Origin of the sequence: Corynebacterium vitaeruminis DSM 20294, from assembly GCF_000550805.1 — a bacterium.
GTDB classification, from domain to species: Bacteria; Actinomycetota; Actinomycetes; order Mycobacteriales; family Mycobacteriaceae; genus Corynebacterium; species Corynebacterium vitaeruminis.
In genome coordinates, this window is record NZ_CP004353.1 from 489,098 (window position 1) to 514,308 (window position 25,211).

The following is a 25,211-nucleotide window of genomic DNA, read 5'->3' on the forward strand; positions in this document are numbered from 1 at the left end:
GGCGCGTAGCGTCGACAAGCGAGCTAGCCGGGGAACGGCGCCTTCGGACGGGCGTAGAAGACCCAGGCGAGTACGGCGCAGACGGCGAAGAAGACGACGCAGCCCCAGAAGAAGGCGCTCGGCCCCAGCGCGGAGACGAGGACGCCGACGACGAACGGGCCGAAGGCCGCGATCGCGGCGGTCCAGCCGATCACGCCACCGGCCTGGCGGCGGTCGAAGATCATGGGCATCTGCTTGAACGTGCCCGCGTTGCCGAGGCCGGTGAAGAAGAACATCACCAGCATGGCCCCGAGGAACCACCAGAACTGCTTCGGGTCGGTGGGGTTCAGAAACAGCGCCGCGACCGCGGTGGAGATGGCCATGCCGACCAGCCCGATGAACGTCCAGATGGCGCCGCCGAACTTGTCGCACAGCGGGCCCCACGCGGCGCGGACTCCGGCGGAGATGAGCGGGCCGAGGAAGGCGAAGGTGGCGCCCTTGGGCAGGTCGGAGGCGGCAAACGAGTCGGCGAGCGGGGAGCTCGTGCCGTAGATGTTGTTGACCATGAGGGCGAACTGCGCGGCGAAGCCCGAGAAGGCGCCGAAGGTGGCCAGGTAGATGAGCGTCATGATCCACGTGTTCTTGTTGCCGAAGATGTCCATCTGCTGGCGGAAATTGGCCTTGACCGGCACGTCCTTGAGGAAGGCCCAGGCGAGCACCGCGGCCAGCAGCGTCCAGGGCACCATGACGATGGCCGGGGTGTGCACGAAGATCTGGCTGCCGTCGGACTTGATCTGCGGGCTGGCCTTCACGCCCCACAGGGACACGCCCATGAGCAGCGGGGCGATGAGCTGGATGAAGGAGACGCCGAAGTTGCCGATGCCGGCCTGGAGCCCCAGCGCGGTGCCGGACTTGGCCTTGGGGAAGAAGTAGCCGGTCGAGGGCATGTAGCCGGAGAAGATGCCGCCGCCGACGCCGCCAGCGATGGACAGCACGAGCATCCACCAGAAGGGGGTCGCGGTGTTGAGCACGGCGAAGAACCAGCCCACCATGGGGAGCACGAGGATCAGCGAGGAGATGGTGACCATCTTGCGCGTGCCGATCATCGGCGGCAGGAACATGAACACGAGGCGGCTACAGCCCGCGGACAGGCCCGACGCGGAGGAGAGCCAGTAGAGCTGGCCCTTGCTGAAGTGGAAGCCGATCTCGTTGAGCTGCGGCGCGATCGCCGAGACGAGATACCAGGTGACGAACCCGATGAACAGGGAGTAGGTGGAGATAACGAGCGTGCGCCAGGCGATCTTCGAGTCCCACTGGTCGGGGTTCTCGGGGTTCCAGCCCTTGAGCACGCGGCCGGAGGTATCCAGGGTGGTCATAGCGGCCCTTCCTCGCAATGGAGGAGACAGGGCACAGCGTGAGGTGACAAAACGAGGGGGCCTCGGCCATGCCCTAGTACATATTCAACAGTTCCAGTGTCCCATACTCGGACAATTTAAACCTAGAAATATCGTGCTTAATTTTTGGGGTAAAACTCGTGGTCATGGCAATTAAATGCAATCGGCGCAGGTAGCCGCGCCTCGGCGGGGTGGCGCCGACGGTTCGCGTTCTTTCAGGGTAAGTTCTTTCGGGGGTGGCTTTCGCTGCCCTTGCTTATCGACGCTACGCTGGCGGCCTTAAGTGCGGTCTAGAATCCTTGTGAATTTTTGCTGAGAAGGGTAGGTAGGGCATGAGCGAGAAGGTGGCGGGACTGAAGGCGGCGGCGATCGTCGTTTCCGATCGCATCGTCGGCGGCGAGCGCGAGAACACGGTGACGGCCGTGCTCGAATCCGAGCTGCTGAAGGTGGCCGAGGAGGTCGTCTTAAGTGTGGTGGTCGCGGAGGGCTACGACGCCGTGTTCCAGGCGATCAACGATGCCAAGGCGGCGGGCGCCCGGCTCATCGTCACCGCGGGCGGCACCGGTATCGGCCCGCGCAACATGACCCCGGAGGCCACCGCCCAGATCCTCGAGACCAGGCTGGAGGGGCTCGAGAGCCAGGTCCTGTTCAAGGGGCTACAATCCACGCCGCAGGCGGGGCTCTCGCGCGGGCTCATCGGCGTGACCGGCAGGCATCCGAACGCCGCGATCGTGGCCAACGCCCCAAGCTCCAAGGGCGGGGTAAAGGACACGATGGCGGTGCTCATCCCCGTGGTGCCCAACATCCTCGAGGGGCTCTCGCGGGCCTAGGGTGCGAAAACGCGGCGGCAGAAGGCTCTGCCGCCGCGCGGGGTGTCGGCGGAAAACTGGGAAACTATCCGACACGCGTGAACTTGAGGTGCCAGTCGTCCGGCCCCTCCTTGAGATAGGTCAGGTCGAAGGAGTGCTCGCCCGCCTCGATCTCCCGCAGGAGCGGGATCGGGTTGTGGGGCGCGATGAGGATCATCGACTCGCCGAGCCCGCGCGAGTTGAGCGCGCCGTGGATGGCGCCGTGGCGGATGGCGTGCGGGATGATCGCGGCGTTGAGAGTGGGGATCTCGGCCTCGGCGCCGGAGCCTGCGATGGGAAGCTGGGTGACCATGTGGTTCTCCCTTGGTGGTTCGTTGTTAACGACCCCAGCCTAGCACAATAAAACCGGTAAATACCGTTTAAAAATCTGGATGTGGGGGAAGGGACACCTCGCCGAGGGCGGCCAGCTCGCCGGGGCTGTCGAAGTCCCGGGCGAGACCCGGGCAGGAAACGAGCGCCACTCGCGCATCGGAGTAGAGCCGTTTGGCCGCACTGTCGCGCACTTGGGGGAGCGCGGCGAGGGCCTCACCCAGGGCCGCGGCGTCCCACGCGACCAAGAGCGGCTGGCGGTGCCCCTCGACGACGGCCTGGGCGGCGTCCGCCCGCGCGCCGAGCGCGCCCAAAAGCCGCGGGATGCACGCGGGTGAGCGCGGCGCGTCGACGCTGAGGATCGCCACCCGCGCCGCGCCGTGGCGTGCCAGCGTCCCTATCCCGGCGTCGATGCCGGCGACGGGGCCGCCGAAGGCCGGCTGCTCGCAGGCGAGCTCGAGGGCGAAGGGGAAATCCTGGGCGTCAAGCCCGAGGTCTACGGGCGAGACCACCGCGACCGCGGCCGGGGGATCGGGCAGCGCGGCGACGCCGGAGAGGACGTGGTCGATGAGCCTTCGGCCGTCGAGAAGCACCTGCGCCTTGTCTGCCCCCATCCTGCTGCTGCGGCCGCCCGCCAGCACGATCACCGAGTACACCGAGTACGTAGTGGGCATGGGCGCCTCGCTAGCGGGGAAGCTCGCGGGACCAGTCGCCGGAGCGGCCGCCCGACTTGGCCACGATGCCGCAGGTGCGGATGTAGGCGCTGCGGTCGACGCCCTTGACCATGTCGATGAGCGCCAGCGCCGCCACCGACACCGCGGTGAGCGCCTCCATCTCCACGCCGGTGCGGTCGGCCGTGCGCACGGTCGCCTCGATGAACACGTGGTCCTCGCGCAGCTCGAGTCCCACCTCGCAGCCGTGCACGCCGATCGTGTGCGCGAGCGGCAGCAGGTCGGGTACCTTCTTCGCCGCGGAGATGCCCGCGATCCGCGCCACCGCGAGCACGTCGCCCTTGGGGACGGTGCCCTCGCGCAGCGCGGCGAGGATCTCCGGAGAGCAGGACACCTCGCCCTGGGCGGTGGCGCGGCGCACGGTCGGCTGCTTCTCGGTGACGTCGACCATGTAGGCCGAACCGGCCTCGTTGAGGTGGGTAAACCGAGGGGTGGACACGGGGAAGCTCCTTTGCGCGTGGGTGGCTGTGGGAAAGCTCGGGCGGGTGGGCCCGCTAGAGCGGGGTGACGAGGACGGTGTCCCCGTCGGCGGCGGGGCCCTCGTCCACGCCGCGGTGGACGAGGGCATTGACGCCGGTCAATGATGCCACAAAGTGGGATCCGAAGCGGCCCCCGGTGGCGGAGCCAACCACCGGCGAGCCCGCGAGGCTCAGCCTGGCCGGCACGAAGAGGTCGCGCCCGCGCGGGGCGGGGAGCTCGCCCGAGAGCCGGGCCCGAAGCCAGGGGCGCGGCTCCGCCTTTAGCCCCGCGAGCGCCTGAATCACGGGAAGCGCGAAGAGGTGGAAGGAGACGAAGGAGCTGACCGGGTTGCCGGGCAGGCAGAGGATCGCTGCGTCCCCCACGCGCCCCAGGCCCTGCGGCTTGCCCGGCTGCATCGCCACCTTGCCGAACCACACGTCCGTGCCGGATAGGGCCTCCTTGACCACGTCGAAGGCGCCCGCGGACACCCCGCCGGAGGTGATGATCAGCTCGCTCGACTCCCTCGCCTCGGCGATGGCCTGGGTGAAGGCGCCCGGCGCGTCGCCCACGCGCAGCTCGCGGACCCCGGCGAGACCGGTCTCCTCGACGAGCCGGGCGAGCATGGGGGAGTTGGAATCCGGGATCTGTCCCGCGCCGGGAAGCCGGCCCGCGGCGACGAGCTCGTCGCCGGTGGCGATCACCGTGACCCGCGGCCGGCGAAAGACCGGCACCTCCAGCGCGCCGACCGACACCAGCGCGGCGAGCGCTCCCGCGTCGACGCGGGCTCCCGCGGGGACCGCGGCCTCGCCGATCGCGATGTTTTCTCCGCGCGCCCGGATGTGCCGGGGGGCCGTGGGGGCGGCGGTGATGGTCACCTCCGCGGGCAGCGGCACCGGCCCCGCGGGCAGCGTCGTGTCCTCGACCGGGATGACCGTGAGGCCCCCGGTGTCCTCCCCGGTGGGTGCGCCCGTCATGATGCGCACCGCTTGGCCTGCTGGGACGGCGACGGCCTGCGCGCCCGCGGGGACGTCGCCCGCGACCGGCAGCGTCCACGGCCCCTGGCCCTCGAGGTCGGCGAGATGGACGAGGAAGCCGTCCATCGCGGAGTTACTAAACGGCGGCACGGGCAGCGCGGCGGCGACGTCTTCGGCGAGGATGCGGCCCGCGGCCTCGGTGATGGGGACGGTCTCCGTAGGCGTCGGCAAGCTGGCTGCAACCTCGAGGCATGCCTGCAGATGCGTGTCGACGCTACGCGCCGCGCGCGGGCTTACGCAGCAATCGGAAGGGCCGTGGTCGTGGTGCACTGTGCTGCTCCGTTTCTGTCTCTGCGGCGGGTGCCTAGAAATGCGTATGAATCAGGGGTGCCGGCTATCCGCCGATGGCGGACATCGTGCGCTGCGGCTGCAGGAAGCCGGGGTCGTTGATGCCGTGGCCCGCGGCCTTCACCCACATCGCGCCCGCCCACACCCGCGCCAGCTCGGCGTCGGTGGCGCCCTCGCGCATCATGTCGCGCAGCGAGAACTCCCGGTGGGAGAACAGGCAGTTGCGCACGGCGCCGTCGGTGGTCAGCCGCGTACGGTCGCAGTCGCCGCAGAACGGGTGCGTGACCGAGGCGATTAGCCCGATCTCGCCCTCGTGCCCGTCGACGCGCGCGTGCCACAGCGCCGCCGGGGCGCTGCCGCGCGGGGTGGCAGAGGCCTCCATGTCGATCTCCTCGCGCAGGAGGGAAAGGATGTGGTCGGCGGTGACCATGTCCGCCCGGTGCCACTCGCCGCGGGGGCCGAGCGGCATCTGCTCGATGAACCGGAGCTGGAGCCTGCGCTCGAGGCAGAAGCGGGCCAGCGGGACGACGTCGCCCTCGTTGACCCCGGGCATGACTACGGCGTTGATCTTGATCGGGCCGATGCCCGTAACGCGGGTGGCCTCGATGCCGCGCAGGACGTCCGCGAGGCGGTCGCGGCGGCTGAGGAGCGCGTAGCGGCCGGGGTCGAGCGTGTCGAGGGAGATGTTGATCCGGCCCAACCCGGCGTCGACCAGCCCGCGGATGCGCTTGTCCAGGCCCAGCCCGTTGGTGGTCATGGCGATGCCGACGGGGCGGCCGGTTGCGGTCTTCAGCGGGGAGGTCGCGGCGATGATCTCCTCCAGGCTGCGCCGAAGCAGCGGTTCGCCGCCGGTAAAGCGCACCGACTCCACGCCCAGCAGCGTGACGGCCACCCGGATGAGCCGGATCGTCTCCGCGTCGGTGAGGGTGGACTCGGTGGGGATCCACTCGAGGCCCTCCTCCGGCATGCAGTAGGTGCAGCGCAGGTTGCAGCGATCCGTTAGCGAGACGCGCAGGTCCTTGGCCACCCGGCCGAAGGAGTCGACCAGCTGCCGCGTGCCGTCCGGGCGCGGGTCGGGCAGCGACTCCATGGCGGCGGGCTCGGGCCGCTCGCCGGACACGGCGACGAGCGGGAGGGGCTTTCTCTTCACGTCCATAACGAAGCCCAGTCTAGCGAGGGTGCGCGCTGAAAAGGGCCGGCCGCCAAAAATAATTCCAAAAAAGTCGGGTTAAATAGTGTGCCTGGGGGAATGGTGCACCAAAGAGGGGAGGCCTACCGCTGCGAAAAGAGTCCGGCCTTCGCCCACAGCTGGTGGAAGTGATGGATCGGCCCGTGCCCGTGGCCCACGTCGAGCATCGAGTTGTCGGCGGCCGCGGCGATGGCGTCGGCCAGCCAGGCGGTGGTCCAGTCTAGGGCCTGGGTGAGCGAGTCGCCCGCTGCCAGGCGCGTGGCCAGCGCGGCAGACAGCGAGCAGCCGGTGCCGTGGGTGTTCTTCGTGGCGATCCGGCGCACCGTCCAGTGCTCCTGCACGCCCGCGGCGGTGACCAGCGCGTTGCCCGCGTCGGTGTCGGTGAGGTGCCCGCCCTTGACCACCACCGCGACGTCGTAGTCCGCGGCGACGGCCTGGGCCACCGCGCAGGCCTCCTCCCAGGTGCGCGGCACGTCAGTGCCCGCGATGGCCGCCAGCTCCGGGATGTTGGGGGTGAGCACGCTCGCCACCCGCAGGAACACCTTGAGCGCCTCCTCGGCGCTCGCGTCGAGCAGCCGGTGGCCGGAGGTGGCGATCATCACCGGGTCCACCACCACCGGGACCGCAGGCTGCTCGCGCAGCCAGGCCGCCACGGTCTCGATGATCTCGGCGGAGCCGAGCATGCCCACCTTGATGGCGTCGATGCGCACGTCGTCGCTGACGGCGTCGAGCTGCGCGCGGAGGAACCTCATGGGCGGCACGTGGACCTCGCGCACGCCCTGGGTGTTCTGCGCCACCAGCGCCGTGACCACGCTCATCGCGTAGCCGCCCGCGGCGGAGATCGACTTGATGTCCGCCTGGGCGCCCGCGCCGCCGGTGGGGTCGGTACCGGCGATGGACAAGACGTTGGGCACGCGCATGAAAGTCTCCTTGGCTCGATTGGGTGCCGCTGCCAGAGGCCGGGCAGCTTCCCTACCAGGAGGGTACCCGAGCGTTAGGCCAGTGAGGCCCGCTAGGTCGTGGCCTGGGCCCCGCTGTCGGAGTGGGCGATGGTGACCGAGTCGAGGATCTCCCGTGGGGTGAGCGAGTAGAGGGCGTCGATCCACGCCACGTGGAAGGATCCCGGCTGGGCGGGGAACTGGGCCCCGGCCTTGGCGCCGGCGGCGGCGGTGTGGGCGTGCGCCGCGACGATCGCCCAGTGGGGGTCGAGCCCCTCCTTGCGGGCCGCGCCCGCATAGGCGGCGCACAGCGCGCCCAGGAAGCAGCCGGTGCCGATGACCTTATTGAGCAGCGGGTGCCCGCCGGTGATAAGCGTGGTGCCCGCGGGTGAGACCACGACGTCGGTGAGCCCGGAGGCCGCGACGATCGCCTGGCCGTACTCGCTCAGCCACTTCGCCGCGGGGACGGTGACCGAAAGCGTCTGGCTGGAGTCGACCTCCTCGTAGCCGTCGCGCACCTTGGCCAGGACGGCGATCTCGGTGGCGTTGCCGCGGATGATGGTGGGGGCCAGGTGGACGGCCTGGCGGTAGAAGTGGGTGCGAGCGGCGAGCCCGCCGGCCTCGACCGGGTCGAGGACCCAGGGGGTCTGGGCCTCGGCGGCGCCGGCGATGGCCTGGCGCATGCCGGAGTACTGCTCGTCGGTGGGGGTTCCCGCGTTGACGAGCACGCCGTCGGCGATGCGGGCGAAGTCGAAGGATTCGTACGGGGTGTCGCACATGACCGGCTCCGCGCCCGCGGCGAGCAGCGCGTTGGCGGTGATCTGGGAGACGACAGTATTAGTAAGGCACTGCACGAGCGGCTTCTGCGCGCGCAGCGCGTTGATCTCGGCGACGAGGAGGAGCTCCTGCTCGGGCGTGAGCGCCCGGTATTCGGCGCCTATCTCCTCGACGGGGTCGGTGGCGGCACTGGACTCGGTGCCCTCCAGGTGGCGTGGGGCTGACATTCGGAATCCCTTCGCTAGCGAAGACTGGTACAACAGCTGTTATGGCTTGATGGGTCTCATCTCAACTGCGCATTTTCGGAGGCCCCGGAAGCTGACTTCATTCTATCAGTGCTGGCAAGACCCCTTTTTGTGGTGAGGTTCACCCGCCGATAGGCGTCGGCAAGCAACGTGCTAGAGCTGGTTGCTTATCGACGCCAAGGTGACCACTGCGAAAACTTCAAGAAAAGACTTGTGTTGTGGGTAAATAGCGAGTAAATTGGCTCCTCGGACTTTTGCGCGCCTCAGTGCGCCCAAAAACACGTCCACGAGTACATTTTTCAAACCTACTTTGTTGTAGGCCCCCCGCCCGATGCGACCGCTGAATTTTTAGAGGTAGCGAGCTCTCCGGCTATTGAGCCGGCGCGAGCGTGAAGTTGCCCGTAGTAGACGCGGTAACGCCTTGAGTAAAAGGGTGGGAGGAACCGCAACGAGAAAGGCGCAAGGTCACTTTTCATGACCATGACTGATCCTATTGCCGACATGCTGTCGCGCGTGCGCAACGCTAACCACGCGCACCACGACGCCGTGTCGATGCCTTCCTCCAAGCTCAAGGTGAACATCGCCGAGATCTTGAAGTCCGAGGGCTACATCGCTGATTACACCGTCGAGGACGCCAAGGTTGGCAAGCAGCTGACCCTGACCCTCAAGTACGGCCCTTCGCGCGAGCGCTCCATCTCTGGTGTCCGCCGCGTGTCCAAGCCGGGTCTGCGTGTGTACGCAAAGTCCAACAACCTGCCGAAGGTTCTCGGCGGCCTGGGTGTGGCTATCATCTCCACCTCCCAGGGCCTGCTGACCGATCGTCAGGCGACCGAGAAGGGTGTAGGCGGAGAAGTTCTCGCCTACGTCTGGTAAGGGAGGAGCGAAAACATGTCACGTGTAGGTAAGGCACCTATCGCTATCCCGTCCGGTGTTGAGACCAAGATCGACGGCCAGGCCGTCGAGGTCAAGGGCCCGAAGGGCACCCTGAACATCGTCGTTCCCGAGCCGATCACCGTCGCTGTTGAGGACGGCCAGATCGTCGTCGCACGCCCGGATGACAACCGCAAGTCTCGTTCCTTGCACGGTCTTTCCCGCTCTCTGATCAACAACATGGTTGTTGGCGTCACCGAGGGCTACACCATCAAGATGGAAATCTTCGGTGTTGGTTACCGTGTCCAGGCTAAGGGCAAGGACCTGGAGTTCTCTCTCGGTTACTCCCACCCGGTCCTCATCGAGGCGCCTGAGGGAATCGCTTTCGCCGTTGACGGCAACACCAAGCTGTCTGTCTCCGGTATCGACAAGCAGAAGGTCGGACAGGTCGCTGCCATCATCCGCCGCCTGCGTAAGGACGATCCTTACAAGGGCAAGGGCATCCGCTATGAGGGCGAGCAGATCCGTCGCAAGGTCGGAAAGACGGGTAAGTAAGCATGAGCAACAACGAGAACAACAACGCCAAGCGTTTGCCGGTTGGCAAGGACATCTCCACCCGCCGTCGCATCGCTCGCGCACGTCGTCACGACCGTATCCGCAAGCACCTGCGCGGTACCCCGGAGGCTCCGCGCCTCGTCGTGCACCGCACCTCTCGCCACATGCACGTTCAGGTCATCGACGACCTCGCTGGCCGCACTCTGGCTGCTGCTTCCACCATGGAAGCAGACGTCCGTGCTGTTGAGGGTGACAAGAAGGCCAAGGGCGCCAAGGTCGGTCAGCTGATCGCCGAGCGCGCCAAGGCAGCTGGCATCGAGAAGGTCGTCTTCGACCGTGCTGGCTACAAGTACCACGGCCGCGTCGCTGCGCTGGCCGATGCAGCTCGCGAAGGCGGTCTGCAGTTCTAATGATCACCGTTAACATGAACCTCAACGGAAGGAACGCGTAATGCCGGGACGTGAACGGCGTGACGGCGGACGCTCCGCCGACGACAACCAGAACAAGAACGAGCGCCGCGGCGGCCGCCGCGACGATCGTCGCAACCAGCAGCAGGACGAGCGCTCCCAGTACATCGAGCGCGTCGTGACCATCAACCGCGTCTCCAAGGTCGTGAAGGGTGGTCGTCGCTTCAGCTTCACCGCTCTCGTGATCGTGGGCGACGGCCAGGGCCTCGTGGGCGTTGGCTACGGCAAGGCCAAGGAAGTTCCGGCCGCTATCCAGAAGGGTGCCGAGGAGGCTCGCAAGAACTTCTTCCGCGTCCCGATGGTCGCTGGCACCATCACCCACCCGGTTCAGGGTGAGGCCGCAGCCGGCATCGTTATGATGCGCCCGGCAGCTCCCGGTACCGGTGTCATTGCCGGTGGCGCTGCCCGTCCGGTTCTCGAGTGCGCGGGTGTCCAGGACATCCTGTGCAAGTCCCTCGGTTCCGACAACGCCATCAACGTGGTCCACGCAACTGTTGCAGGCCTGAAGCAGCTCGTCCGTCCGGAAGAGGTCGCTGCCCGTCGTGGCAAGACCCTGGAGGAAGTTGCTCCGGCTCGTATGCTGCGCGCTCGCGCAGGACAGGAGGCTTAAACCATGGCCCTCAAGATCACCCAGACCAAGGGATTGGTTGGCGCAAACCCGAAGCAGCGTAAGAACATCTCTGCTCTCGGCCTCAAGCGCATCGGCCACTCCGTCGTCCGCCAAGACAATGGTGCTACCCGTGGCATGATCCAGATCGTGCGCCACATGGTCACCGTCGAAGAAGTGGCAGGGGAGTAAACAATGAGCGATCCTATTAAGCTCCACGATCTGCGCCCGGCAAAGGGCGCAAACAAGGCTAAGACCCGCGTCGGCCGCGGTGAGGCCTCCAAGGGTAAGACCGCTGGTCGCGGTACCAAGGGCACCAAGGCTCGTAAGCAGGTTTCCGCTGCTTTCGAGGGTGGCCAGATGCCGATCCACATGCGTCTGCCGAAGCTCAAGGGCTTCAAGAACAACAACAAGGTCTACTTCCAGGTCGTCAACGTTGCCGACCTCGAGAAGGCCTTCCCCAACGGTGGCGACGTCACCGTTGCCGACATCGCCGCAGCTGGCCTCGTTCGCAAGAACCAGCCGGTCAAGGTGCTGGGCAACGGCGAGATCAGCGTCAAGCTGAACGTCACCGCCGACAAGTTCTCCAAGTCTGCAGTCGAGAAGATCGCTGCTGCTGGCGGAACCACCACCGAGGCCTAAATACATAGGCTTCTTTGGCCCCGAATCTCTAAGAGGTTCGGGGCCTTTTCTACGCCAGGGTGCCGTTGTAGAGATTAAACCCGCCCTCATCGAGGTCGGTAACCAGCGCCGCGCCCGCCTCCTTGCACAGCTTCACGACGCTCGCGGTGGGGCTGCCCGTCGCAGCGATCGCAGAAAAACCTGCCCGTAGCGCATGCTTGACGACGCCTTCGGCAAGCGATCCCCCGACGAACAGGAGGCTACCGGCCGTAGGCTGATCGTCGATAAGCAATGCCCCGATGACCTTGTCGACGGCGCCAAGGGTGGTAACGTCCTCGCGCACGAGGTGAAGCTGGCCGCCGCGCACGACTGCCGCCTGGACGCCCGCGCCCGTCTTGTTCCACATGGCGGCCTTCGCCTTGACTTGGCCGGGCAGCGCCACGAGGGCGTCGGCGGCGAGCGTGAGCGGGGAAACCGTCCTCATCGGCGCGTGCGGCGTGCTGGGGGCCTTGACGCCGCACGACTGCGCGGTGGCAATGGCCTGGTAGGCGGCGAGCCTGATCGTCGCGGTGGGGGAGAGCTCGACGTCGAGGGTGTTGTACGGGTTGGTGCCGTTGGCGTCGGCGCCGCCGCAGAAGCTCGCCTTTCTCACCTCCGACTTGTCCTTGATGATCTCCTCGCCGAGCAGGAAGCCGTTGACCAGCTCGACGTCGTGGCCCGGCAGCCGTGAGGTGCTAAAGATGCGGGCGCCGTGAGCGTTGACCGTGAGCGTGGCTTCCTCGATGAGCCGGACCGGGCGGTAGGCGCTGCGGACGCCCTCGCCGACGCTGATGTGGCGGACTCGCGTCGCGGTGGACAAACGACCCATGATTGTGTACGACCTTATCAATAGCCTCGGGATGGCGCCGCGGTCGCGGGCGCCCCAGGTGATTCTAGCCCGTGTGCGCTAAACGGGAGCGTGGTTGGGGCAGCTCCTAAGTGGTAGCCGGTTGTCCATGGTGGTAGAGTGGCAAGGTCAATCATGTTCAAGCCTGCCCGCGGCGGGCTGTCAACGTACCAAGGAATTGCTTCTTTTCTCCGGGCCTTCGCGCGCGGAGAGGCGGTTCCCCTCAGGAGGCCATGTGTCCGCCATTATCCAGGCATTCAAGGACGCGGATCTGCGCAAGAAGATTCTCATCACGCTTGCGCTCATCATCTTGTACCGCATCGGCGCCCAGATCCCATCGCCCGGCGTGGATTACGCAGCCATCTCCGGCCGCATCCGCGAGCTCACCCAGGAGTCGGGCAGCGTCTACTCGCTGATCAACCTGTTCTCCGGCGGCGCGCTGCTGCAGCTGTCGGTGTTCGCGATCGGCGTGATGCCGTACATCACGGCGTCGATCATCGTCCAGCTGCTCACCGTCGTCATCCCTCGCTTCGAGGAGCTGAAGAAGGAGGGGCAGTCCGGTCAGGCCAAGATGGACCAGTACACCCGCTACCTGACCTTGGGCCTCGCGTTGCTGCAGTCCTCGGGCATCGTGGCGCTGGCCGACCGCGAGCAGCTGCTCGGCCAGGGCGTGTCCGTGCTGAAGGCCGACCGCAACATCTTCGACCTCATCCTGCTCGTGTGCGTCATGTCCGCGGGCGCGATTCTGGTCATGTGGCTGGGTGAGATCATCACCGAACGCGGCGTGGGCAACGGCATGTCGCTGCTCATCTTCGCCGGCATCGCCACCCGACTGCCCAACGACGGTGCCAACATCCTGTCCTCCTCCGGCGGGCTCGTGTTCACCATCGTGGTCATCGCCGTCATCGCGCTGGTCGTGGGCATCACCTTCATCGAGCAGGGCCAGCGCCGCATCCCGGTGCAGTACGCCAAGCGCATGGTGGGCCGCCGCCAGTACGGCGGGTCCTCGACCTACCTGCCGCTCAAGGTCAACCAGGCCGGCGTTATCCCGGTGATCTTCGCGTCCTCGCTCATCTACATGCCGGTGCTCATCACCCAGATCATCAACTCCGGCTCCAGCTCGGTTCCGGACAACTGGTGGCAGCGCAACGTCATCGCGCACCTGCAGACGCCGTCCTCCTACCAGTACATCATCCTGTACTTCGTCCTCATCATCTTCTTCTCCTACTTCTACGTCTCGGTGCAGTACGACCCGAACGAGCAGGCGGAGAACATGAAGAAGTACGGCGGCTTTATTCCCGGAATCCGCCCGGGCAAGCCCACCGCGGAGTACCTTGGATATGTGATGAACCGACTGCTGTTCGTCGGCGCCCTGTACCTGGGCATCATCGCAGTTCTGCCGAACATCGCGCTCGATCTGGGAGTCAGCTCTTCCTCCTCGCAGGCAACCCCGTTCGGCGGCACCGCAATCTTGATTATGGTCTCGGTGGCTTTGACCACCGTGAAGCAAATCGAATCCCAGCTTCTGCAAAGTAACTACGAAGGACTTCTCAAATAATGCGACTCGTTCTCCTCGGCCCTCCCGGCGCTGGCAAGGGCACCCAGGCTGTCATCCTCTCCGAAAAGCTCGGCGTCCCGCACATCTCCACCGGTGACCTGTTCCGCGCCAACATCGGCGAGGGTACCCCGCTGGGCGTTGAGGCAAAGCAGTACATCGACGCTGGCAAGCTCGTGCCCACCGACGTCACCGCCCGCATGGTGAAGGCCCGCCTCGAGGAGGAGGACGCCAAGAACGGCTTCCTGCTGGACGGCTTCCCGCGCACCGTGGAGCAGGCTGACATCCTCGCAGGCTTCCTCGAGGAGTTCGGCACCCAGCTCGACGGCGTCATCAACTACCAGGTGTCTGAGGACGTCGTGGTCGAGCGCATGCTCGCCCGCGGTCGCGCCGACGACAACGAGGAGACCATCCGCACCCGCCTGCAGGTCTACCGCGACGAGACCGCCCCGCTCATCGAGCACTACGGCGACCAGATCATCACGATCGTCGCCGAGGGCACCGTCGAGGAGATCAGCGCCCGCACGCTGGCCGCGCTGGGTAAGTAGCCCCGACCTCACAAGAGCCACGATGAAAGGCCTAGGGCCGGCGAATGATTTTCGTCGGTGCTGGGCCTTTGGTCTATCCTGTGCACCTAGACGATACGTATCTTTAAGAAGGCTGATTAACTCATGGGCTTTAGGTCTAAGAAGAAGATGATCCCGGCCAAGACCCCGGGCGAGCTCGACGCCATGCAGGCCGCGGGCGAGATCGTGGGCAAGGCGCTGCAGGCGGTGAAGGCGGAGGCCAAGGCGGGCATGAGCACGCTCGACCTCGACCAGATCGCCGAGGAAGTTATCCGCTCGGCGGGTGCCGTGCCCACGTTCAAGGGTTATCAGGGGTTCCCGGGATCTATCTGCGCTTCCGTCAACGAGGTCATCGTGCACGGCATCCCCGACAAGGAGACCGTGCTTCTCGAGGGAGACCTAGTCTCCATCGACTGCGGCGCAACCTTCGAGGGCTGGGTGGGCGATTCCGCCTGGACCTTCGGCATCGGCGAGCTGGACAAGAACGCACAGGCGCTCAACGAGGCGACCGAGTATGTGCTCATGGAGGGGCTCAAGGCCATGGTCCCGGGCAACCGGCTCACCGACGTCTCCCACGCCCTCGAGCTGGCCACCCGTGCCGCCGAGAAGAAGTTCGGCGTCAAGCTGGGCATCGTCGACGGCTACGGCGGGCACGGCATCGGGCACACTATGCACGAGGATCCCTACCTCGCCAACGAGGGCCGCCCAGGCAAGGGTCCGATTATCCAGGAAGGTTCGGTGCTGGCTATCGAGCCGATGCTCACCCTCGGCTCTGTCGATTCCTACGTCTTGGAGGACGACTGGACCGTGGTCACCGAGGACGATTCGTGGGCGTCGCACTGGGAGCACACGGTCGCCGCGACGGCTAACGGGCCCCGCATCCTCACCCCCAGAAGGTAAACAGAAGCTGAATAGATTCAAGCATCTGGTGGCGAAAGCAGTAATCGACTTCTTATATTCCAGGGTTTAGGTCTATACTCATCCGCATGTCTAACAAGCTACGTCACGCTCAGCAGACGGTGTCCCGCCGTCGGATGTCCGCAATGGTCGGAACCACCGCGGCCATTGCGTCCCTCCTGACCCTCCAGCCGGCGACCGCCTCCGCTCAGCAGGCCGCTTCGTCGGGGTTTGATATCGACTCCGCAGTCGAGAACCTCAACCAGCAGTCCCGCGAGAATGCTTGGAACACTCGCAACAACCTCATCGCGCAGGCCAAGGCTTCCCTGCCCGCCGATCAGGCTGCTGCCGCAGCCGAGACCATCGACGGCACCGTGAACGCTCTGTTCCCGGGTCTCATCCAGGAGCGCGAAACCGCCATCGCCGCCGCCAAGGCCGAGGCCGCCCGCCAGGCCGCCGCGCAGGCCGAGGCTGACCGCCAGGCCGCAGCCGCACAGGCCGCCGCCTCCTTTGACCGCGGCCCGTGCCCGACCTGGGCCGACGCCTGCGTTGACCTCAACGGTGGCCGCTCCTGGCTGCAGAGCAACGGCGAGGTCACCTACGTGGCTCCGTCTTCCGCTGGCGCCCCCTCCCCGGAGACCGCAACCCCGACCGGCACCTTCACCGTGCAGTACAAGGTTAAGGACGAGGTGTCCCGCCAGTTCAACAACGCGCCGATGCCGAACTCGGTTTACTTCACCAACCAGGGCCACGCCTTCCACTCCGGTGCTGTCGGCGTCCTGTCCCACGGCTGCGTCCACCTGAACTACGCCGACTCCGAGGTGTTCTTCAACACCCTGCAGCCGGGCGACACCGTCTTCATCTACTAAGACTGGTTTTTCAGCGGCACCACCGGAGGTTTTCCTCCGGTGGTTTTTGGTTTTCGGGGAGGGGTGTGAGCGCCGATGGTGGGAGTGACACGCCTTGAAGTCAAAGAATTTTAGCCAATAGGTTGCGCAATCTTAAACAAAGCTGTAACGTAGTCCAATGGTGTATGGGCATGTCCCTGCATCCAAGGTAAGCAACTCAAATTTTTTAAGCCCTGAGCAGGAAAAATCCTCCTTTGGGCTTTGAGGAAAAGTGGAGGCTATGGCTAAGGAAGGCGCAATCGAGGTAGAGGGCAAGATCATCGAGCCCCTGCCCAACGCAATGTTCCGAGTCGAACTCGATAACGGGCACAAGGTTCTTGCCCACATCAGTGGCAAGATGCGTCAGCACTACATCCGTATCCTCCCCGAAGATCGCGTTGTTGTGGAGTTGTCTCCGTACGACCTCACCCGCGGCCGCATCGTTTACCGCTACAAGTAATTAAAGAAGCCTCCTTGCTTCACTGAATAAGCGGCGTTTTCTTCAGGCGGGCTGACTTGTGCCCGCCTGAATCAAGACTTTTCACCGCTTTTTCATCCTCACCTTTGGCTACGGTGGCCGAAGCCTCGTGTATCTCATCCCATCGTCCGGCGTCCGCCCGGGCAAAGCGATGACTGGCGAGGACGAGTAAGGAGAAAACCACCGTAACAACCGGAAAGGTTTTGCCACATGGCACGTCTAGCTGGTGTGGACCTCCCTCGCAACAAGCGCATGGAGGTTGCACTCACCTACATCTACGGCATCGGCCCCGCCCGTGCCGCCAAGCTGCTCGAGGAGACTGGCATCTCCCCAGACCTGCGCACCGACAACCTCACCGACGAGCAGGTTGCTGCTCTGCGTGACGTTATCGAGGCAACCTGGAAGGTCGAGGGTGACCTCCGCCGCCAGGTCCAGGCTGACATCCGTCGCAAGATTGAGATTGGCTCCTACCAGGGTCTGCGCCACCGTCGTGGCCTCCCGGTTCGCGGCCAGCGCACCAAGACCAATGCACGTACGCGCAAGGGTCCTAAGAAGACAATCGCCGGAAAGAAGAAGTAATACATGCCTCCTAAAGCACGCACTGGCGCACGCCGCACTGGCCGTCGCGTAGTCAAGAAGAACGTGGCCGCAGGCCACGCTTACATCAAGTCCACCTTCAACAACACCATCGTGTCCATCACGGACCCGAACGGTGCTGTTATCTCCTGGGCATCCTCCGGCCACGTCGGCTTCAAGGGTTCCCGTAAGTCCACTCCGTTCGCCGCACAGCTGGCCGCTGAGAACGCAGCTCGCAAGGCAATGGATCACGGCATGAAGAAGGTTGATGTCTTCGTCAAGGGCCCAGGCTCCGGACGTGAGACCGCTATCCGTTCCCTCCAGGCCGCTGGCCTCGAGGTAACCTCCATCTCCGATGTCACCCCCCAGCCGTTCAACGGCTGCCGCCCGCCCAAGCGTCGTCGCGTTTAAGGAAAGGAAAAGGTAACTTACTATGGCTCGTTACACTGGCCCAGCAACCCGTAAGTCCCGCCGCCTCCGCGTCGACCTCGTCGGCGGAGACATGGCATTCGAGCGTCGTCCTTACCCCCCGGGACAGGCCGGCCGCGCTCGCATCAAGGAGTCCGAGTACCTGCTGCAGCTCCAGGAGAAGCAGAAGGCAAAGTACACCTACGGTGTTCTCGAGAAGCAGTTCCGCCGCTACTACGCCGAGGCTAACCGCCTGCCGGGCAAGACCGGTGAGAACCTCGTCGTCCTGCTCGAGGCTCGCCTTGACAACGTTGTTTACCGTGCAGGTCTGGCACGCACCCGCCGCCAGGCTCGTCAGCTGGTCTCCCACGGCCACTTCACTGTGAACGGCAAGAAGGTCAACGTTCCTTCCTACCGCGTCTCCCAGTACGACATCATCGACGTTCGCGAGAAGTCGCAGAAGATGGTGTGGTTCGAAGAGGCTCAGGAGAACCTCGTTGACGCAGTCGTGCCTGCATGGCTGCAGGTCGTCCCAGCAACCCTGCGCATCCTCGTGCACCAGCTGCCCGAGCGCGCTCAGATCGACGTTCCGCTGCAGGAGCAGCTCATCGTCGAGCTTTACTCGAAGTAATCGCTGCCCTGCGCCTTGCGCGCATCGCACGAATACTTTTCCCCATCCTTTCCGCCCCATCAGACGTCAAATAGTGGTCGTCACACAAGGAGAGTTCAATGCTCATTTCTCAGCGCCCCGCCCTTAGCGAAGAGGTCGTCGACGCAGCCCGTTCCCGGTTCGTCATCGAGCCGCTGGAGCCTGGTTTTGGCTACACCCTGGGTAACTCGCTGCGCCGCACGCTGCTGTCCTCCATTCCTGGAGCTGCAGTCACCAGCGTCAAGATCGATGGTGTTCTCCACGAGTTCACCACCATCAGCGGTGTGAAGGAGGATGTCTCCGACATCATCCTGAACATTAAGGGTCTGGTTCTGTCTTCCGACTCCGACGAGCCGGTCGTCATGTACCTGCGCGCTGAGGGTCCGGGCGTTGTCATCGCTGGTGACATCGAGCCGCCGGCAGGCGTGGAGATTCACAACCCCGACCTGCACCTGGCAACCCTGAATGAGCAGGGCCGTCTTGAGATCGAGATGGTTGTCGAGCGTGGCCGCGGCTACGTTCCGGCCACCATGTACTCGGGTGTGAGCGAGATCGGCCGTATCCCGGTCGACCAGATTTACTCCCCGGTGCTCAAGGTGAGCTACAAGGTCGAGGCTACTCGTGTCGAGCAGCGCACCGACTTTGACAAGCTGATCATCGACGTCGAGACCAAGAACTCCATCGCCCCGCGTGACGCCTTGGCTTCTGCGGGCAAGACCCTGGTTGAGCTGTTCGGCCTCGCACGCGAGCTGAACACCGCCGCCGAGGGCATCGAGATCGGCCCGTCCCCGCAGGAGACGGAGTACATCGCTGCCTACGGCATGCCGATTGAGGACCTGAACTTCTCCGTTCGTTCCTACAACTGCCTGAAGCGTCAGGAGATCCACACCGTCGGTGAGCTCGCAGAGTGCACCGAGTCGGACCTGCTGGACATCCGCAACTTCGGCCAGAAGTCGATCAACGAGGTCAAGATTAAGCTGGCTGGCCTGGGCCTGACCCTCAAGGAGGCCCCTGAGGACTTCGACCCGACCCAGCTGGAGGGCTACGACGCCGAAACCGGCGACTACGTGGACCTGGATGCGGAAGATTCCGAGTAATCAAGTTCCGGAGGCCGGATCGCACCCGATCCGCTTCCACGCGCTCACTTAACCTGTACACGAGGAGTACACAATGCCTACACCTAAGAAGGGCGCCCGTCTCGGCGGTTCCGCGAGCCACCAGAAGCACATTCTGTCTAACCTCGCGGCACAGCTGTTCGAGCACGGTGCCATCAAGACTACCGACGCCAAGGCCAAGCTGCTGCGTCCTTACGCAGAGAAGCTGATCACCAAGGCTAAGGGTGGCTCCGTTGCCGATCGCCGCAACGTTGCAAAGCTCATCCCGAACAAGGATGTTGTCAACTACCTGTTCAACGAGCTCGCTCCGAAGTTCGAGAACCGCGAGGGTGGCTACACCCGCATCATCAAGCTCGAGAACCGCAAGGGTGACAACGCTCCGATGAGCCAGATCTCCCTGGTTCTGGAGGAGACCGTCTCCGCCGAGGCTAGCCGCGCCGCGCGCGCCGCTGCTTCCAAGCAGGCTGAGGCTCCGAAGGCTGAGGAGGCTCCCGCCGAGGAGACCAAGGCTGAGGAGACCGCTTCCGAGGAGAACTAATTCCCTCTAGCGTGATGTGAAAGGCGTCCCATTCGGGGCGCCTTTTCGCCATTTCGGGAGCTCTCGCGTTGCGGGCGGTCATACTCGCGGGGGTATAATTGGCCTGTATGACAAAGCGGCCTCGTGGCGTGGATGTGTGAGCCATGGGCCTTCCTAGAAAGGTGACATCATGAACGTCAACGAGTCCTCCACCGATCGCTGGATCCGCGGTGTGCTTGCCATCGTCCTCCTCGTGGCCTCCTACATGGTGGGTATGTCGAAGGTTGGCGGCATCATCTTGCTGATCCTAGCGCTGATCGCTGGGTTCACCGCCGTAGTCGGGTTCTGCCCGCTCTACCGCTTGTTCAACTTCAGCACCAAGAAGTAGCTCCTTTTTCTTCCGCCCGCCGGGGCGGTGGCCCTTCCCCTTTAAGCGCCGCCGCCTCGGCGTTCGCGTGCGCGAAGGTGCACCGCGGCAAGCCGATGCGCTAGGTTGGGTGGGTTAGACAACGCAGGCCGCAGCGCGGGGAAGGGGAGAAGTCGCCATGGGCGTCGACAAGCAAGGCGAAGACCTAGCAAGGATCCGCATCGACCTCGCCTACGACGGGACCGGCTTCCACGGCTGGGCGAAGCAGGGCGATTCGCCGCTGCGCACGGTGCAGGGCGAGGTGGAAAAGGCGCTCTCGCTCGTGCTGCGCGTGCCGGTGGAGCTCACCGTCGCCGGGCGCACGGACGCAGGCGTCCACGCGGCGGGCCAGGTCGCGCACTTCGACATCCCCCCGGGGCGCGCTGGGTACCCGCAGCATCGACGGCGACCTCGCCCGCCTCGTGCGCAGGCTAGCGAGGCTCATGCCGCAGGACGTCCGCATCCACCGCTGCGAGTTCGCACCCGACGGCTTCGACGCGCGCTTCTCGGCGCTGCGCCGCCACTACCTGTACCGGATCACCACGCATCCGCGAGGCGCGCTTCCCACCCGGACCGTCGACACCGCGACGTGGAACCGCCCGGTCGACCTCGAGGTCATGCAGGCCACGGCCGACGTGCTCATCGGCCTGCACGACTTTGCCGCCTTCTGCAAGCACCGCGAGGGGGCCACCACCATCCGCGACCTCCAGCGATTCGAGTGGCGGGACGTCTCCACCGAGCTCGAGCCGCAGGTCTACGAGGCCCACGTCGTCGCCGACGCCTTCTGCTGGTCGATGGTGCGCTCGCTCGTCGGCGCCTGCCTCGTCGCGGGCGAGGGGCGGCGCGAAACGGGCTTTGCAGGCGAGCTCTTGCGCGAGACGTCGCGCTCCTCGTGGGTTCCGGTGGCACCCGCCAACGGGCTCAGCCTCGTGCGCGTCGACTATCCGGCGGCCGATCAGCTGGCGGCCCGCGCGGAGGCGACCCGCGCCACGCGCACGGCAGGGGACCTGAGGCACTCCTGAAATCGCGAGCCGAGGGGCGTTTTATGCACCCCGACCGGCTAGAATCTTCAACCGAATAGGCTCTCTGAGGAAGGTGCAGGACCCAATGGATCAACTCGCCGACGTGAACATTGCGCACGCAGCGCTCATCGCCGTCGCGGTGTTCATGGTGCCGGGCTTCGTCATCAACCTGCTCAGCGGCATCAGGGTGCCGTGGGCGGTCGCCGCGGCCACGCCCACCACGTTCGCGCTCTTCGGCTTCTCCGGGTGGCTTCTTAGCCAGCTCGGGATCCGCTACGACGTGGGCACCGTCTCGGTCGTCTGGGCGATCGCCTGCCTCATAGCCCTCGCGTGGAGCCTCGCCTTCTACTTCGCCGGCCGTAGGCGTCGTGAAGCGGTCTTGCACAAGGCCCCGTGGTGGAAGCGGTACGGCGGAGGGCTCGCCGACCCCAACTGGATCCTGCCCGCGGCGGGCGCCATTACCGGCTCGTTTCTCTTTCTGCAGCGATGCATTTCGCTTTTCGACGACCTGCCTCACCGGCTGGCGGACATCCCGCAGGGGTGGGACGTGCAGTGGCACGCGAGCGAGGTCCGCTGGGTCATGGATTCCGGGATCGCCGACCCGACCCGGATGGGCGAGCTGCGCAACTACGAGGGCCAGGCCCAGATGTACTACCCCTCGGGCTGGCACGCGGGCGCGGGCATCCTCGGCGAGATCGCGCACCTGACCCCCATCGAGGCCACCAATCTCACCGGCTTCGTGCTGCCCGGCATCGTGCTGCCGCTCAGCGTCGGGCTCATCGCGTGGCGGATCGTCAACCGGCGCGGAATGCTCGCGCAGATCGGCGCGGGGCTGTCCGCGGTGCTCATCTTCTGCGCGCCGACGGTGTTCTGGATCGGCAGCTACGTCGGCGCCTGGCCGTACGTCGCCGCGATGTGCATGACCGGCATCGTGCTCGCGCTGTTCATGTCGATCGCCGCGGTGCCCCGCAGGGCGCTGGCCGCGGGCCTCGGCTTCATGGGGCTGGCGATGGTCCACCCCTCGGCCGTGACCGTCCCCGTCATGGCACTGGCGCTGTGGTGGCTGACCCGGCTCATCTGGGCCCCGAGCCGAAAGACCTCCGGGTTCACGGCCGGGGCGTTGGTGCGGCTCAAGGACCTCGCGGTGCTGGCGCTGACGGGCGGCATCGCCACCGCGATCCTGCTCCCGCAGCTGCTGTCCGGCTCCGCGTCCACCGAGGAGGTCAGCTCCTTTACCGACCTCGGCGACGTCTCCCGCGCCGAGAGCTGGGGCGAGGTGTTCACCATGGCCACCCGCCACCACGAGGAGTTCGGCGACATCAACTGGACCTGGCTGTTCGTCCTCGCGGGCATCGGCGCCGCGACGGCGCTGTGGCGGCTCAACCTCTGGGCGCCGCTCACCTTCGGACTGAGCGCCTGGATCACGGCCAACTCGATCGTCCCGTTCGCCGACCCCTGGGGCGGTCTGCTCGAGTTCGTCGGCGCGCTGCACTACAACTCGGCGCACCGCCTCATCATGCCGGTGACCATGTTCCTGTTCGCCGCGGCGGGCGTGGGCATCGCCACCGTCATCCGGCTTGTCACCGTGGGATTCTTGACCCAGCCGATCGTGCGGCGCATCTCCTGGGGCGTCTCCGCCGTCCTCGCGGTGGCCGTCGCCGTCATCGCGATCCCGGCTGAGCAAAGCCTCGTCGAGGACGGCAGCGACTTCGCCGTCGCCTCGGTCCACGACGGCCGCATGACCAACGACTCCGACACCAAGGCCTTCGACTGGTTGGCGAAGCAGCCCAAGGCCTACGAGGGCACGATCATGGGCGATCCCGCCGACGGGCACGGCTGGATGTACGCCTACAACGGCCTTCCCTCCATCGAGCGCCACTACCTCATGTCCACCAACCCGGTGCCGGGTAGCGTCAACACGCTCTATTGGCACGGCAACCTCGCTGGCGCCGGAAACCACGGCGAGTCGCACACGCGCAACTCCGTCGACGAGGCGATCGACGACCTCAAGGTGAACTACTTCGTCACCTCGCTGCCAAACTTCTGGGCCTTCCAGAAGGAGGACCGCGCGCTCGCCGAGTGGCTCTACACCTCGCCGGGGCTCACGCTCGTGTACAAGGACGGCCCCGTGGCGATCTTCGCGGTCAACTCCCACTTCACCGACGAGCAGCTCGACCGGATGCGCGGCAGCGGCTCCCCGGACCCGCTGCCGCACCAGGCCACCTATGGCGAGCTCGGGGTGAACCTGCTCGCTACCGAGGACATGCTTTCCGACGCCACGGTGGACCGCGGCGACACCTCCCAGGCGCCCGCCGTCGCCCACGACGCCGACGGAAACCCCTACCTCTACGGCGACACCACCACCCCGCGCGACGAGGACCCCTCCGACGTGCCCTACTACCACCGCCCGACCCTCAAGGACGAGGGGGGAGTGGACATCACTCAGGTCGCGCCCGACCCGTTCGACTACTAGGGTTGTTCCCGACACAGCGGGGCTTCAAAAGGGGGAGCCACCGCCCGCGCGGGGAGGGGGTCTGCCCGCGGTGGTTTGCGTATCGGGGGAATCATGGCGCGGCTCAACCCAACCACGAAGGTCCAGATCAGCGGGCACAAGTTTCTCAAGCGACGGGTGGCCCACGGGCTGGTCTTCGGCGACATCCGCATGATCCACGATCCCCTGGGGCGCCGGCGCCGAGCGATGCTCTTCGGCGGAGCGGCCAGCGTGCTCATCGCGGTGGCCGCGGGGGCGATGGCGCTTTTCGCCCCCGACGCCAACCCCGGCGACGTCCCCATCCTCCGCGCCAGCGGCGGCCAGCTGTACGCGCGCCTCGACGGCCGCTACCACCCCGTGCCCAACCTCACCTCCGCCCGGCTGCTCGCGGGCGAGGCGGCCGAGGCGAAGTCCATCTCCGATACCCAGCTCGCGGCTCTGCCGAAGGGCCATCCCGTGGGCATTGTCGACGCCCCCGGTGTCTACGAGCAGCCCTCTAGCGATGCCCCGCGCGCGTGGCTGGCCTGCCACACGAGCGGGGTGTCCTCTTCCCGGGCGACGCCGGCGGAGGACAAGGTCACGGTGGTCGCCGCCGCGGAGGAGTTTAAGGAGGATCCTTCTGGCGCGGTCTTCGCCCGCGCTGGCGGTCGCGAGTTCGTGGTCACGGCAGATGGTCGCTACCAACTTCCCCTTGCCGACACCCCGGAGGGAAGGACGTGGCGCCGGGGGCTGGGAATTACCCCGCAGACCCCGGTGTGGACGCCGCCCGCGGACGTCCTTTCCCTACTCAACGAGCACCCGCTGGAAGCCCCTCCCGCCGACGCCGCCGTGTGGGTGGCGGGGGAGAGGACGTGGCTCAAGCGCCCCGACGGGGTGGCGGCGCTGACGCACGGGCAGGCAGAGGCGCTGGTTGCGGCGGGGGTCAGCCGGGTCGAGGTCACCGAGGCGCGGCTGGGCGGCGAGCCAGACTCACCCGCGCCGGTATCCGTGCCGGACACCTCCTCGGGGTTTATCGACCCGAGCGACAAGCCACTGTGCGTGGACGCCGACGGCACGCTCGGCGTGCAGAAGACGGAGCGCGAGGCGCAGGCGCTGGCGGGGGAGTCGGTGGCCACGCACTTCCTCGGAGGCGGCGCGGCCATGCTCGTGGATACCGGCTCGGGCCTGCACGTGGTGTCCGAGTCGGGGCGCAGGCACGCGCTCGGCGCAGGCGCTGGCGACGCGGAGACCGCGATGGTGGGGGCGGGCACGCCGCAGCAGGTCGACTGGCTGCTGCTGAGGCTCCTGCCGGAGGGCACCCCGCTCACCTTCGACGAGGCGGCGCGCCCCATCGACGCTGACGAGTCCTAGCCCGGCCCCTGTAAAGACGCTGTGGGTTTGTTCTCTAAATCTCGAGAGCACATAGGCAACCACGGTGGCTGAGTGT

General features: G+C 66.0%; 29 protein-coding genes and 1 pseudogene. 21 read left to right on the plus strand and 9 right to left on the minus strand.

Annotated elements, in window-relative coordinates; genetic code table 11:
* Nucleotides 1–23 precede the first annotated feature (23 nt).
* Nucleotides 24–1,355, minus strand: coding sequence for an MFS transporter (locus B843_RS02355; RefSeq protein WP_025251918.1), 1,332 nt, complete (start codon nt 1,353–1,355; stop codon nt 24–26).
* A 350-nt stretch (nt 1,356–1,705) separates the two neighbouring features.
* Between B843_RS02355 and B843_RS02360 the strand changes: the two genes are divergently transcribed.
* Nucleotides 1,706–2,203 carry a molybdopterin-binding protein gene (locus tag B843_RS02360; RefSeq protein WP_025251919.1) on the plus strand — a complete coding sequence of 166 codons (498 nt, stop codon included), beginning with the start codon at nt 1,706–1,708 and terminating at the stop codon, nt 2,201–2,203.
* A gap of 64 nt (nt 2,204–2,267) precedes the next feature.
* On the opposite strand, the gene B843_RS02365 is transcribed toward B843_RS02360, so the two are convergent.
* From B843_RS02365 to thiM, 7 genes are all read right to left on the minus strand, one after another.
* A complete protein-coding gene (locus B843_RS02365; RefSeq protein ID WP_025251920.1) occupies nt 2,268–2,534 on the minus strand; it encodes a DUF2249 domain-containing protein in 267 nt (88 codons plus the stop codon).
* A 67-nt stretch (nt 2,535–2,601) separates the two neighbouring features.
* Entirely contained in the window at nt 2,602–3,225 is a 624-nt protein-coding gene (gene mobA / locus B843_RS02370) for a molybdenum cofactor guanylyltransferase (RefSeq protein ID WP_025251921.1), read from the minus strand.
* A gap of 10 nt (nt 3,226–3,235) precedes the next feature.
* A complete protein-coding gene (gene moaC / locus B843_RS02375; protein ID WP_025251922.1) occupies nt 3,236–3,721 on the minus strand; it encodes a cyclic pyranopterin monophosphate synthase MoaC in 486 nt (161 codons plus the stop codon).
* 55 nt (nt 3,722–3,776) lie between these two features.
* Nucleotides 3,777–5,045, minus strand: a complete 1,269-nt coding sequence (locus B843_RS02380; RefSeq protein ID WP_081751470.1) for a molybdopterin molybdotransferase MoeA — start codon at nt 5,043–5,045, stop codon at nt 3,777–3,779.
* Between the two features lie 64 nt (nt 5,046–5,109).
* A complete protein-coding gene (gene moaA, locus B843_RS02385; protein WP_025251924.1) occupies nt 5,110–6,153 on the minus strand; it encodes a GTP 3',8-cyclase MoaA in 1,044 nt (347 codons plus the stop codon).
* Nucleotides 6,154–6,335: 182 nt separating this feature from the next.
* Complete coding sequence (gene thiD / locus B843_RS02390; protein ID WP_025251925.1) at nt 6,336–7,172, minus strand: bifunctional hydroxymethylpyrimidine kinase/phosphomethylpyrimidine kinase; 837 nt, start codon at nt 7,170–7,172, stop codon at nt 6,336–6,338.
* A gap of 92 nt (nt 7,173–7,264) precedes the next feature.
* The gene (gene thiM, locus B843_RS02395) at nt 7,265–8,194 is read right to left on the minus strand and encodes a hydroxyethylthiazole kinase (protein ID WP_025251926.1); all 930 of its coding nucleotides are present in this window, start codon (nt 8,192–8,194) and stop codon (nt 7,265–7,267) included.
* A 492-nt stretch (nt 8,195–8,686) separates the two neighbouring features.
* On the opposite strand from thiM, the gene rpsH reads away from it, so the two are divergent.
* From rpsH to rplO, 6 genes are read left to right on the plus strand one after another with little or no spacing between them, the layout of a single operon-like run.
* Nucleotides 8,687–9,085 carry a 30S ribosomal protein S8 gene (rpsH, locus tag B843_RS02400; RefSeq protein WP_025251927.1) on the plus strand — a complete coding sequence of 133 codons (399 nt, stop codon included), beginning with the start codon at nt 8,687–8,689 and terminating at the stop codon, nt 9,083–9,085.
* Between the two features lie 15 nt (nt 9,086–9,100).
* Nucleotides 9,101–9,637, plus strand: a complete 537-nt coding sequence (gene rplF / locus B843_RS02405; protein ID WP_025251928.1) for a 50S ribosomal protein L6 — start codon at nt 9,101–9,103, stop codon at nt 9,635–9,637.
* Nucleotides 9,638–9,639: 2 nt separating this feature from the next.
* On the plus strand, nt 9,640–10,047 hold the full coding sequence (rplR, locus tag B843_RS02410; protein ID WP_025251929.1) for a 50S ribosomal protein L18: 408 nt from the start codon (nt 9,640–9,642) through the stop codon (nt 10,045–10,047).
* Nucleotides 10,048–10,087: 40 nt separating this feature from the next.
* A complete protein-coding gene (gene rpsE, locus B843_RS02415; protein WP_025251930.1) occupies nt 10,088–10,714 on the plus strand; it encodes a 30S ribosomal protein S5 in 627 nt (208 codons plus the stop codon).
* 3 nt (nt 10,715–10,717) lie between these two features.
* Nucleotides 10,718–10,903 carry a 50S ribosomal protein L30 gene (gene rpmD / locus B843_RS02420; protein ID WP_025251931.1) on the plus strand — a complete coding sequence of 62 codons (186 nt, stop codon included), beginning with the start codon at nt 10,718–10,720 and terminating at the stop codon, nt 10,901–10,903.
* Between the two features lie 3 nt (nt 10,904–10,906).
* Complete coding sequence (gene rplO, locus B843_RS02425) at nt 10,907–11,353, plus strand: 50S ribosomal protein L15 (protein WP_025251932.1); 447 nt, start codon at nt 10,907–10,909, stop codon at nt 11,351–11,353.
* A gap of 49 nt (nt 11,354–11,402) precedes the next feature.
* Here the strand turns inward: rplO and B843_RS02430 are convergent, their stop codons facing one another.
* Nucleotides 11,403–12,200, minus strand: coding sequence for a formate dehydrogenase accessory sulfurtransferase FdhD (locus tag B843_RS02430; protein ID WP_081751471.1), 798 nt, complete (start codon nt 12,198–12,200; stop codon nt 11,403–11,405).
* Between the two features lie 253 nt (nt 12,201–12,453).
* Between B843_RS02430 and secY the strand changes: the two genes are divergently transcribed.
* The 14 genes and pseudogenes from secY (at nt 12,454) to eccB (ending at nt 25,135) form a co-directional block, all read left to right on the plus strand.
* Nucleotides 12,454–13,776, plus strand: a complete 1,323-nt coding sequence (gene secY, locus B843_RS02435; protein WP_025251934.1) for a preprotein translocase subunit SecY — start codon at nt 12,454–12,456, stop codon at nt 13,774–13,776.
* Nucleotides 13,776–14,321, plus strand: a complete 546-nt coding sequence (locus B843_RS02440) for an adenylate kinase (protein WP_025251935.1) — start codon at nt 13,776–13,778, stop codon at nt 14,319–14,321. Before secY ends, B843_RS02440 begins: the two co-directional genes overlap by 1 nt.
* A 123-nt stretch (nt 14,322–14,444) precedes the next feature.
* Nucleotides 14,445–15,239 (plus strand): type I methionyl aminopeptidase, encoded by a 795-nt coding sequence (gene map / locus B843_RS02445; protein WP_025251936.1) that lies wholly within the window; start codon nt 14,445–14,447, stop codon nt 15,237–15,239.
* Nucleotides 15,240–15,325: 86 nt separating this feature from the next.
* Nucleotides 15,326–16,105, plus strand: coding sequence for a L,D-transpeptidase (locus B843_RS02450; protein ID WP_025251937.1), 780 nt, complete (start codon nt 15,326–15,328; stop codon nt 16,103–16,105).
* A 259-nt stretch (nt 16,106–16,364) separates the two neighbouring features.
* A complete protein-coding gene (gene infA, locus B843_RS02455; RefSeq protein ID WP_025251938.1) occupies nt 16,365–16,583 on the plus strand; it encodes a translation initiation factor IF-1 in 219 nt (72 codons plus the stop codon).
* Between the two features lie 228 nt (nt 16,584–16,811).
* Entirely contained in the window at nt 16,812–17,180 is a 369-nt protein-coding gene (gene rpsM / locus B843_RS02460; RefSeq protein ID WP_025251939.1) for a 30S ribosomal protein S13, read from the plus strand.
* A gap of 3 nt (nt 17,181–17,183) precedes the next feature.
* Nucleotides 17,184–17,588, plus strand: a complete 405-nt coding sequence (rpsK, locus tag B843_RS02465) for a 30S ribosomal protein S11 (protein ID WP_025251940.1) — start codon at nt 17,184–17,186, stop codon at nt 17,586–17,588.
* A gap of 22 nt (nt 17,589–17,610) precedes the next feature.
* Nucleotides 17,611–18,216, plus strand: a complete 606-nt coding sequence (gene rpsD / locus B843_RS02470; RefSeq protein ID WP_025251941.1) for a 30S ribosomal protein S4 — start codon at nt 17,611–17,613, stop codon at nt 18,214–18,216.
* 98 nt (nt 18,217–18,314) lie between these two features.
* Nucleotides 18,315–19,331, plus strand: a complete 1,017-nt coding sequence (locus B843_RS02475) for a DNA-directed RNA polymerase subunit alpha (protein ID WP_025251942.1) — start codon at nt 18,315–18,317, stop codon at nt 19,329–19,331.
* A 73-nt stretch (nt 19,332–19,404) separates the two neighbouring features.
* Nucleotides 19,405–19,887 carry a 50S ribosomal protein L17 gene (gene rplQ, locus B843_RS02480; RefSeq protein WP_025251943.1) on the plus strand — a complete coding sequence of 161 codons (483 nt, stop codon included), beginning with the start codon at nt 19,405–19,407 and terminating at the stop codon, nt 19,885–19,887.
* A gap of 169 nt (nt 19,888–20,056) precedes the next feature.
* Nucleotides 20,057–20,254, plus strand: a complete 198-nt coding sequence (locus B843_RS02485; protein ID WP_025251944.1) for a YgaP family membrane protein — start codon at nt 20,057–20,059, stop codon at nt 20,252–20,254.
* A gap of 157 nt (nt 20,255–20,411) precedes the next feature.
* Nucleotides 20,412–21,294: pseudogene (truA, locus tag B843_RS02490) on the plus strand (tRNA pseudouridine(38-40) synthase TruA).
* Between the two features lie 85 nt (nt 21,295–21,379).
* Nucleotides 21,380–23,767 carry a DUF6541 family protein gene (locus B843_RS02495; protein WP_051483432.1) on the plus strand — a complete coding sequence of 796 codons (2,388 nt, stop codon included), beginning with the start codon at nt 21,380–21,382 and terminating at the stop codon, nt 23,765–23,767.
* Between the two features lie 93 nt (nt 23,768–23,860).
* Nucleotides 23,861–25,135: a type VII secretion protein EccB gene (eccB, locus tag B843_RS02500; protein ID WP_025251946.1), complete on the plus strand. Its 1,275-nt coding sequence runs from the start codon at nt 23,861–23,863 to the stop codon at nt 25,133–25,135.
* Nucleotides 25,136–25,211 lie beyond the last annotated feature (76 nt).

Excerpts from the sequence above, each read along its gene's own strand:
- B843_RS02355 (WP_025251918.1), bottom strand. The coding sequence starts at position 1,355 with ATGACCACCCTGGATACCTCCGGCCGCGTGCTCAAGGGCTGGAACCCC.
- B843_RS02360 (WP_025251919.1), top strand. The coding sequence starts at position 1,706 with ATGAGCGAGAAGGTGGCGGGACTGAAGGCGGCGGCGATCGTCGTTTCC.
- B843_RS02365 (WP_025251920.1), bottom strand. The coding sequence starts at position 2,534 with ATGGTCACCCAGCTTCCCATCGCAGGCTCCGGCGCCGAGGCCGAGATC.
- mobA (WP_025251921.1), bottom strand. The coding sequence starts at position 3,225 with ATGCCCACTACGTACTCGGTGTACTCGGTGATCGTGCTGGCGGGCGGC.
- moaA (WP_025251924.1), bottom strand. The coding sequence starts at position 6,153 with ATGGAGTCGCTGCCCGACCCGCGCCCGGACGGCACGCGGCAGCTGGTC.
- thiD (WP_025251925.1), bottom strand. The coding sequence starts at position 7,172 with ATGCGCGTGCCCAACGTCTTGTCCATCGCCGGTACCGACCCCACCGGC.
- thiM (WP_025251926.1), bottom strand. The coding sequence starts at position 8,194 with ATGTCAGCCCCACGCCACCTGGAGGGCACCGAGTCCAGTGCCGCCACC.
- rpsH (WP_025251927.1), top strand. The coding sequence starts at position 8,687 with ATGACCATGACTGATCCTATTGCCGACATGCTGTCGCGCGTGCGCAAC.
- rplF (WP_025251928.1), top strand. The coding sequence starts at position 9,101 with ATGTCACGTGTAGGTAAGGCACCTATCGCTATCCCGTCCGGTGTTGAG.
- rplR (WP_025251929.1), top strand. The coding sequence starts at position 9,640 with ATGAGCAACAACGAGAACAACAACGCCAAGCGTTTGCCGGTTGGCAAG.
- rpsE (WP_025251930.1), top strand. The coding sequence starts at position 10,088 with ATGCCGGGACGTGAACGGCGTGACGGCGGACGCTCCGCCGACGACAAC.
- rpmD (WP_025251931.1), top strand. The coding sequence starts at position 10,718 with ATGGCCCTCAAGATCACCCAGACCAAGGGATTGGTTGGCGCAAACCCG.
- rplO (WP_025251932.1), top strand. The coding sequence starts at position 10,907 with ATGAGCGATCCTATTAAGCTCCACGATCTGCGCCCGGCAAAGGGCGCA.
- B843_RS02430 (WP_081751471.1), bottom strand. The coding sequence starts at position 12,200 with ATGGGTCGTTTGTCCACCGCGACGCGAGTCCGCCACATCAGCGTCGGC.
- B843_RS02440 (WP_025251935.1), top strand. The coding sequence starts at position 13,776 with ATGCGACTCGTTCTCCTCGGCCCTCCCGGCGCTGGCAAGGGCACCCAG.
- map (WP_025251936.1), top strand. The coding sequence starts at position 14,445 with ATGGGCTTTAGGTCTAAGAAGAAGATGATCCCGGCCAAGACCCCGGGC.
- B843_RS02450 (WP_025251937.1), top strand. The coding sequence starts at position 15,326 with ATGTCTAACAAGCTACGTCACGCTCAGCAGACGGTGTCCCGCCGTCGG.
- infA (WP_025251938.1), top strand. The coding sequence starts at position 16,365 with ATGGCTAAGGAAGGCGCAATCGAGGTAGAGGGCAAGATCATCGAGCCC.
- rpsM (WP_025251939.1), top strand. The coding sequence starts at position 16,812 with ATGGCACGTCTAGCTGGTGTGGACCTCCCTCGCAACAAGCGCATGGAG.
- rpsK (WP_025251940.1), top strand. The coding sequence starts at position 17,184 with ATGCCTCCTAAAGCACGCACTGGCGCACGCCGCACTGGCCGTCGCGTA.
- rpsD (WP_025251941.1), top strand. The coding sequence starts at position 17,611 with ATGGCTCGTTACACTGGCCCAGCAACCCGTAAGTCCCGCCGCCTCCGC.
- B843_RS02475 (WP_025251942.1), top strand. The coding sequence starts at position 18,315 with ATGCTCATTTCTCAGCGCCCCGCCCTTAGCGAAGAGGTCGTCGACGCA.
- rplQ (WP_025251943.1), top strand. The coding sequence starts at position 19,405 with ATGCCTACACCTAAGAAGGGCGCCCGTCTCGGCGGTTCCGCGAGCCAC.
- B843_RS02485 (WP_025251944.1), top strand. The coding sequence starts at position 20,057 with ATGAACGTCAACGAGTCCTCCACCGATCGCTGGATCCGCGGTGTGCTT.
- B843_RS02495 (WP_051483432.1), top strand. The coding sequence starts at position 21,380 with ATGGATCAACTCGCCGACGTGAACATTGCGCACGCAGCGCTCATCGCC.
- eccB (WP_025251946.1), top strand. The coding sequence starts at position 23,861 with ATGGCGCGGCTCAACCCAACCACGAAGGTCCAGATCAGCGGGCACAAG.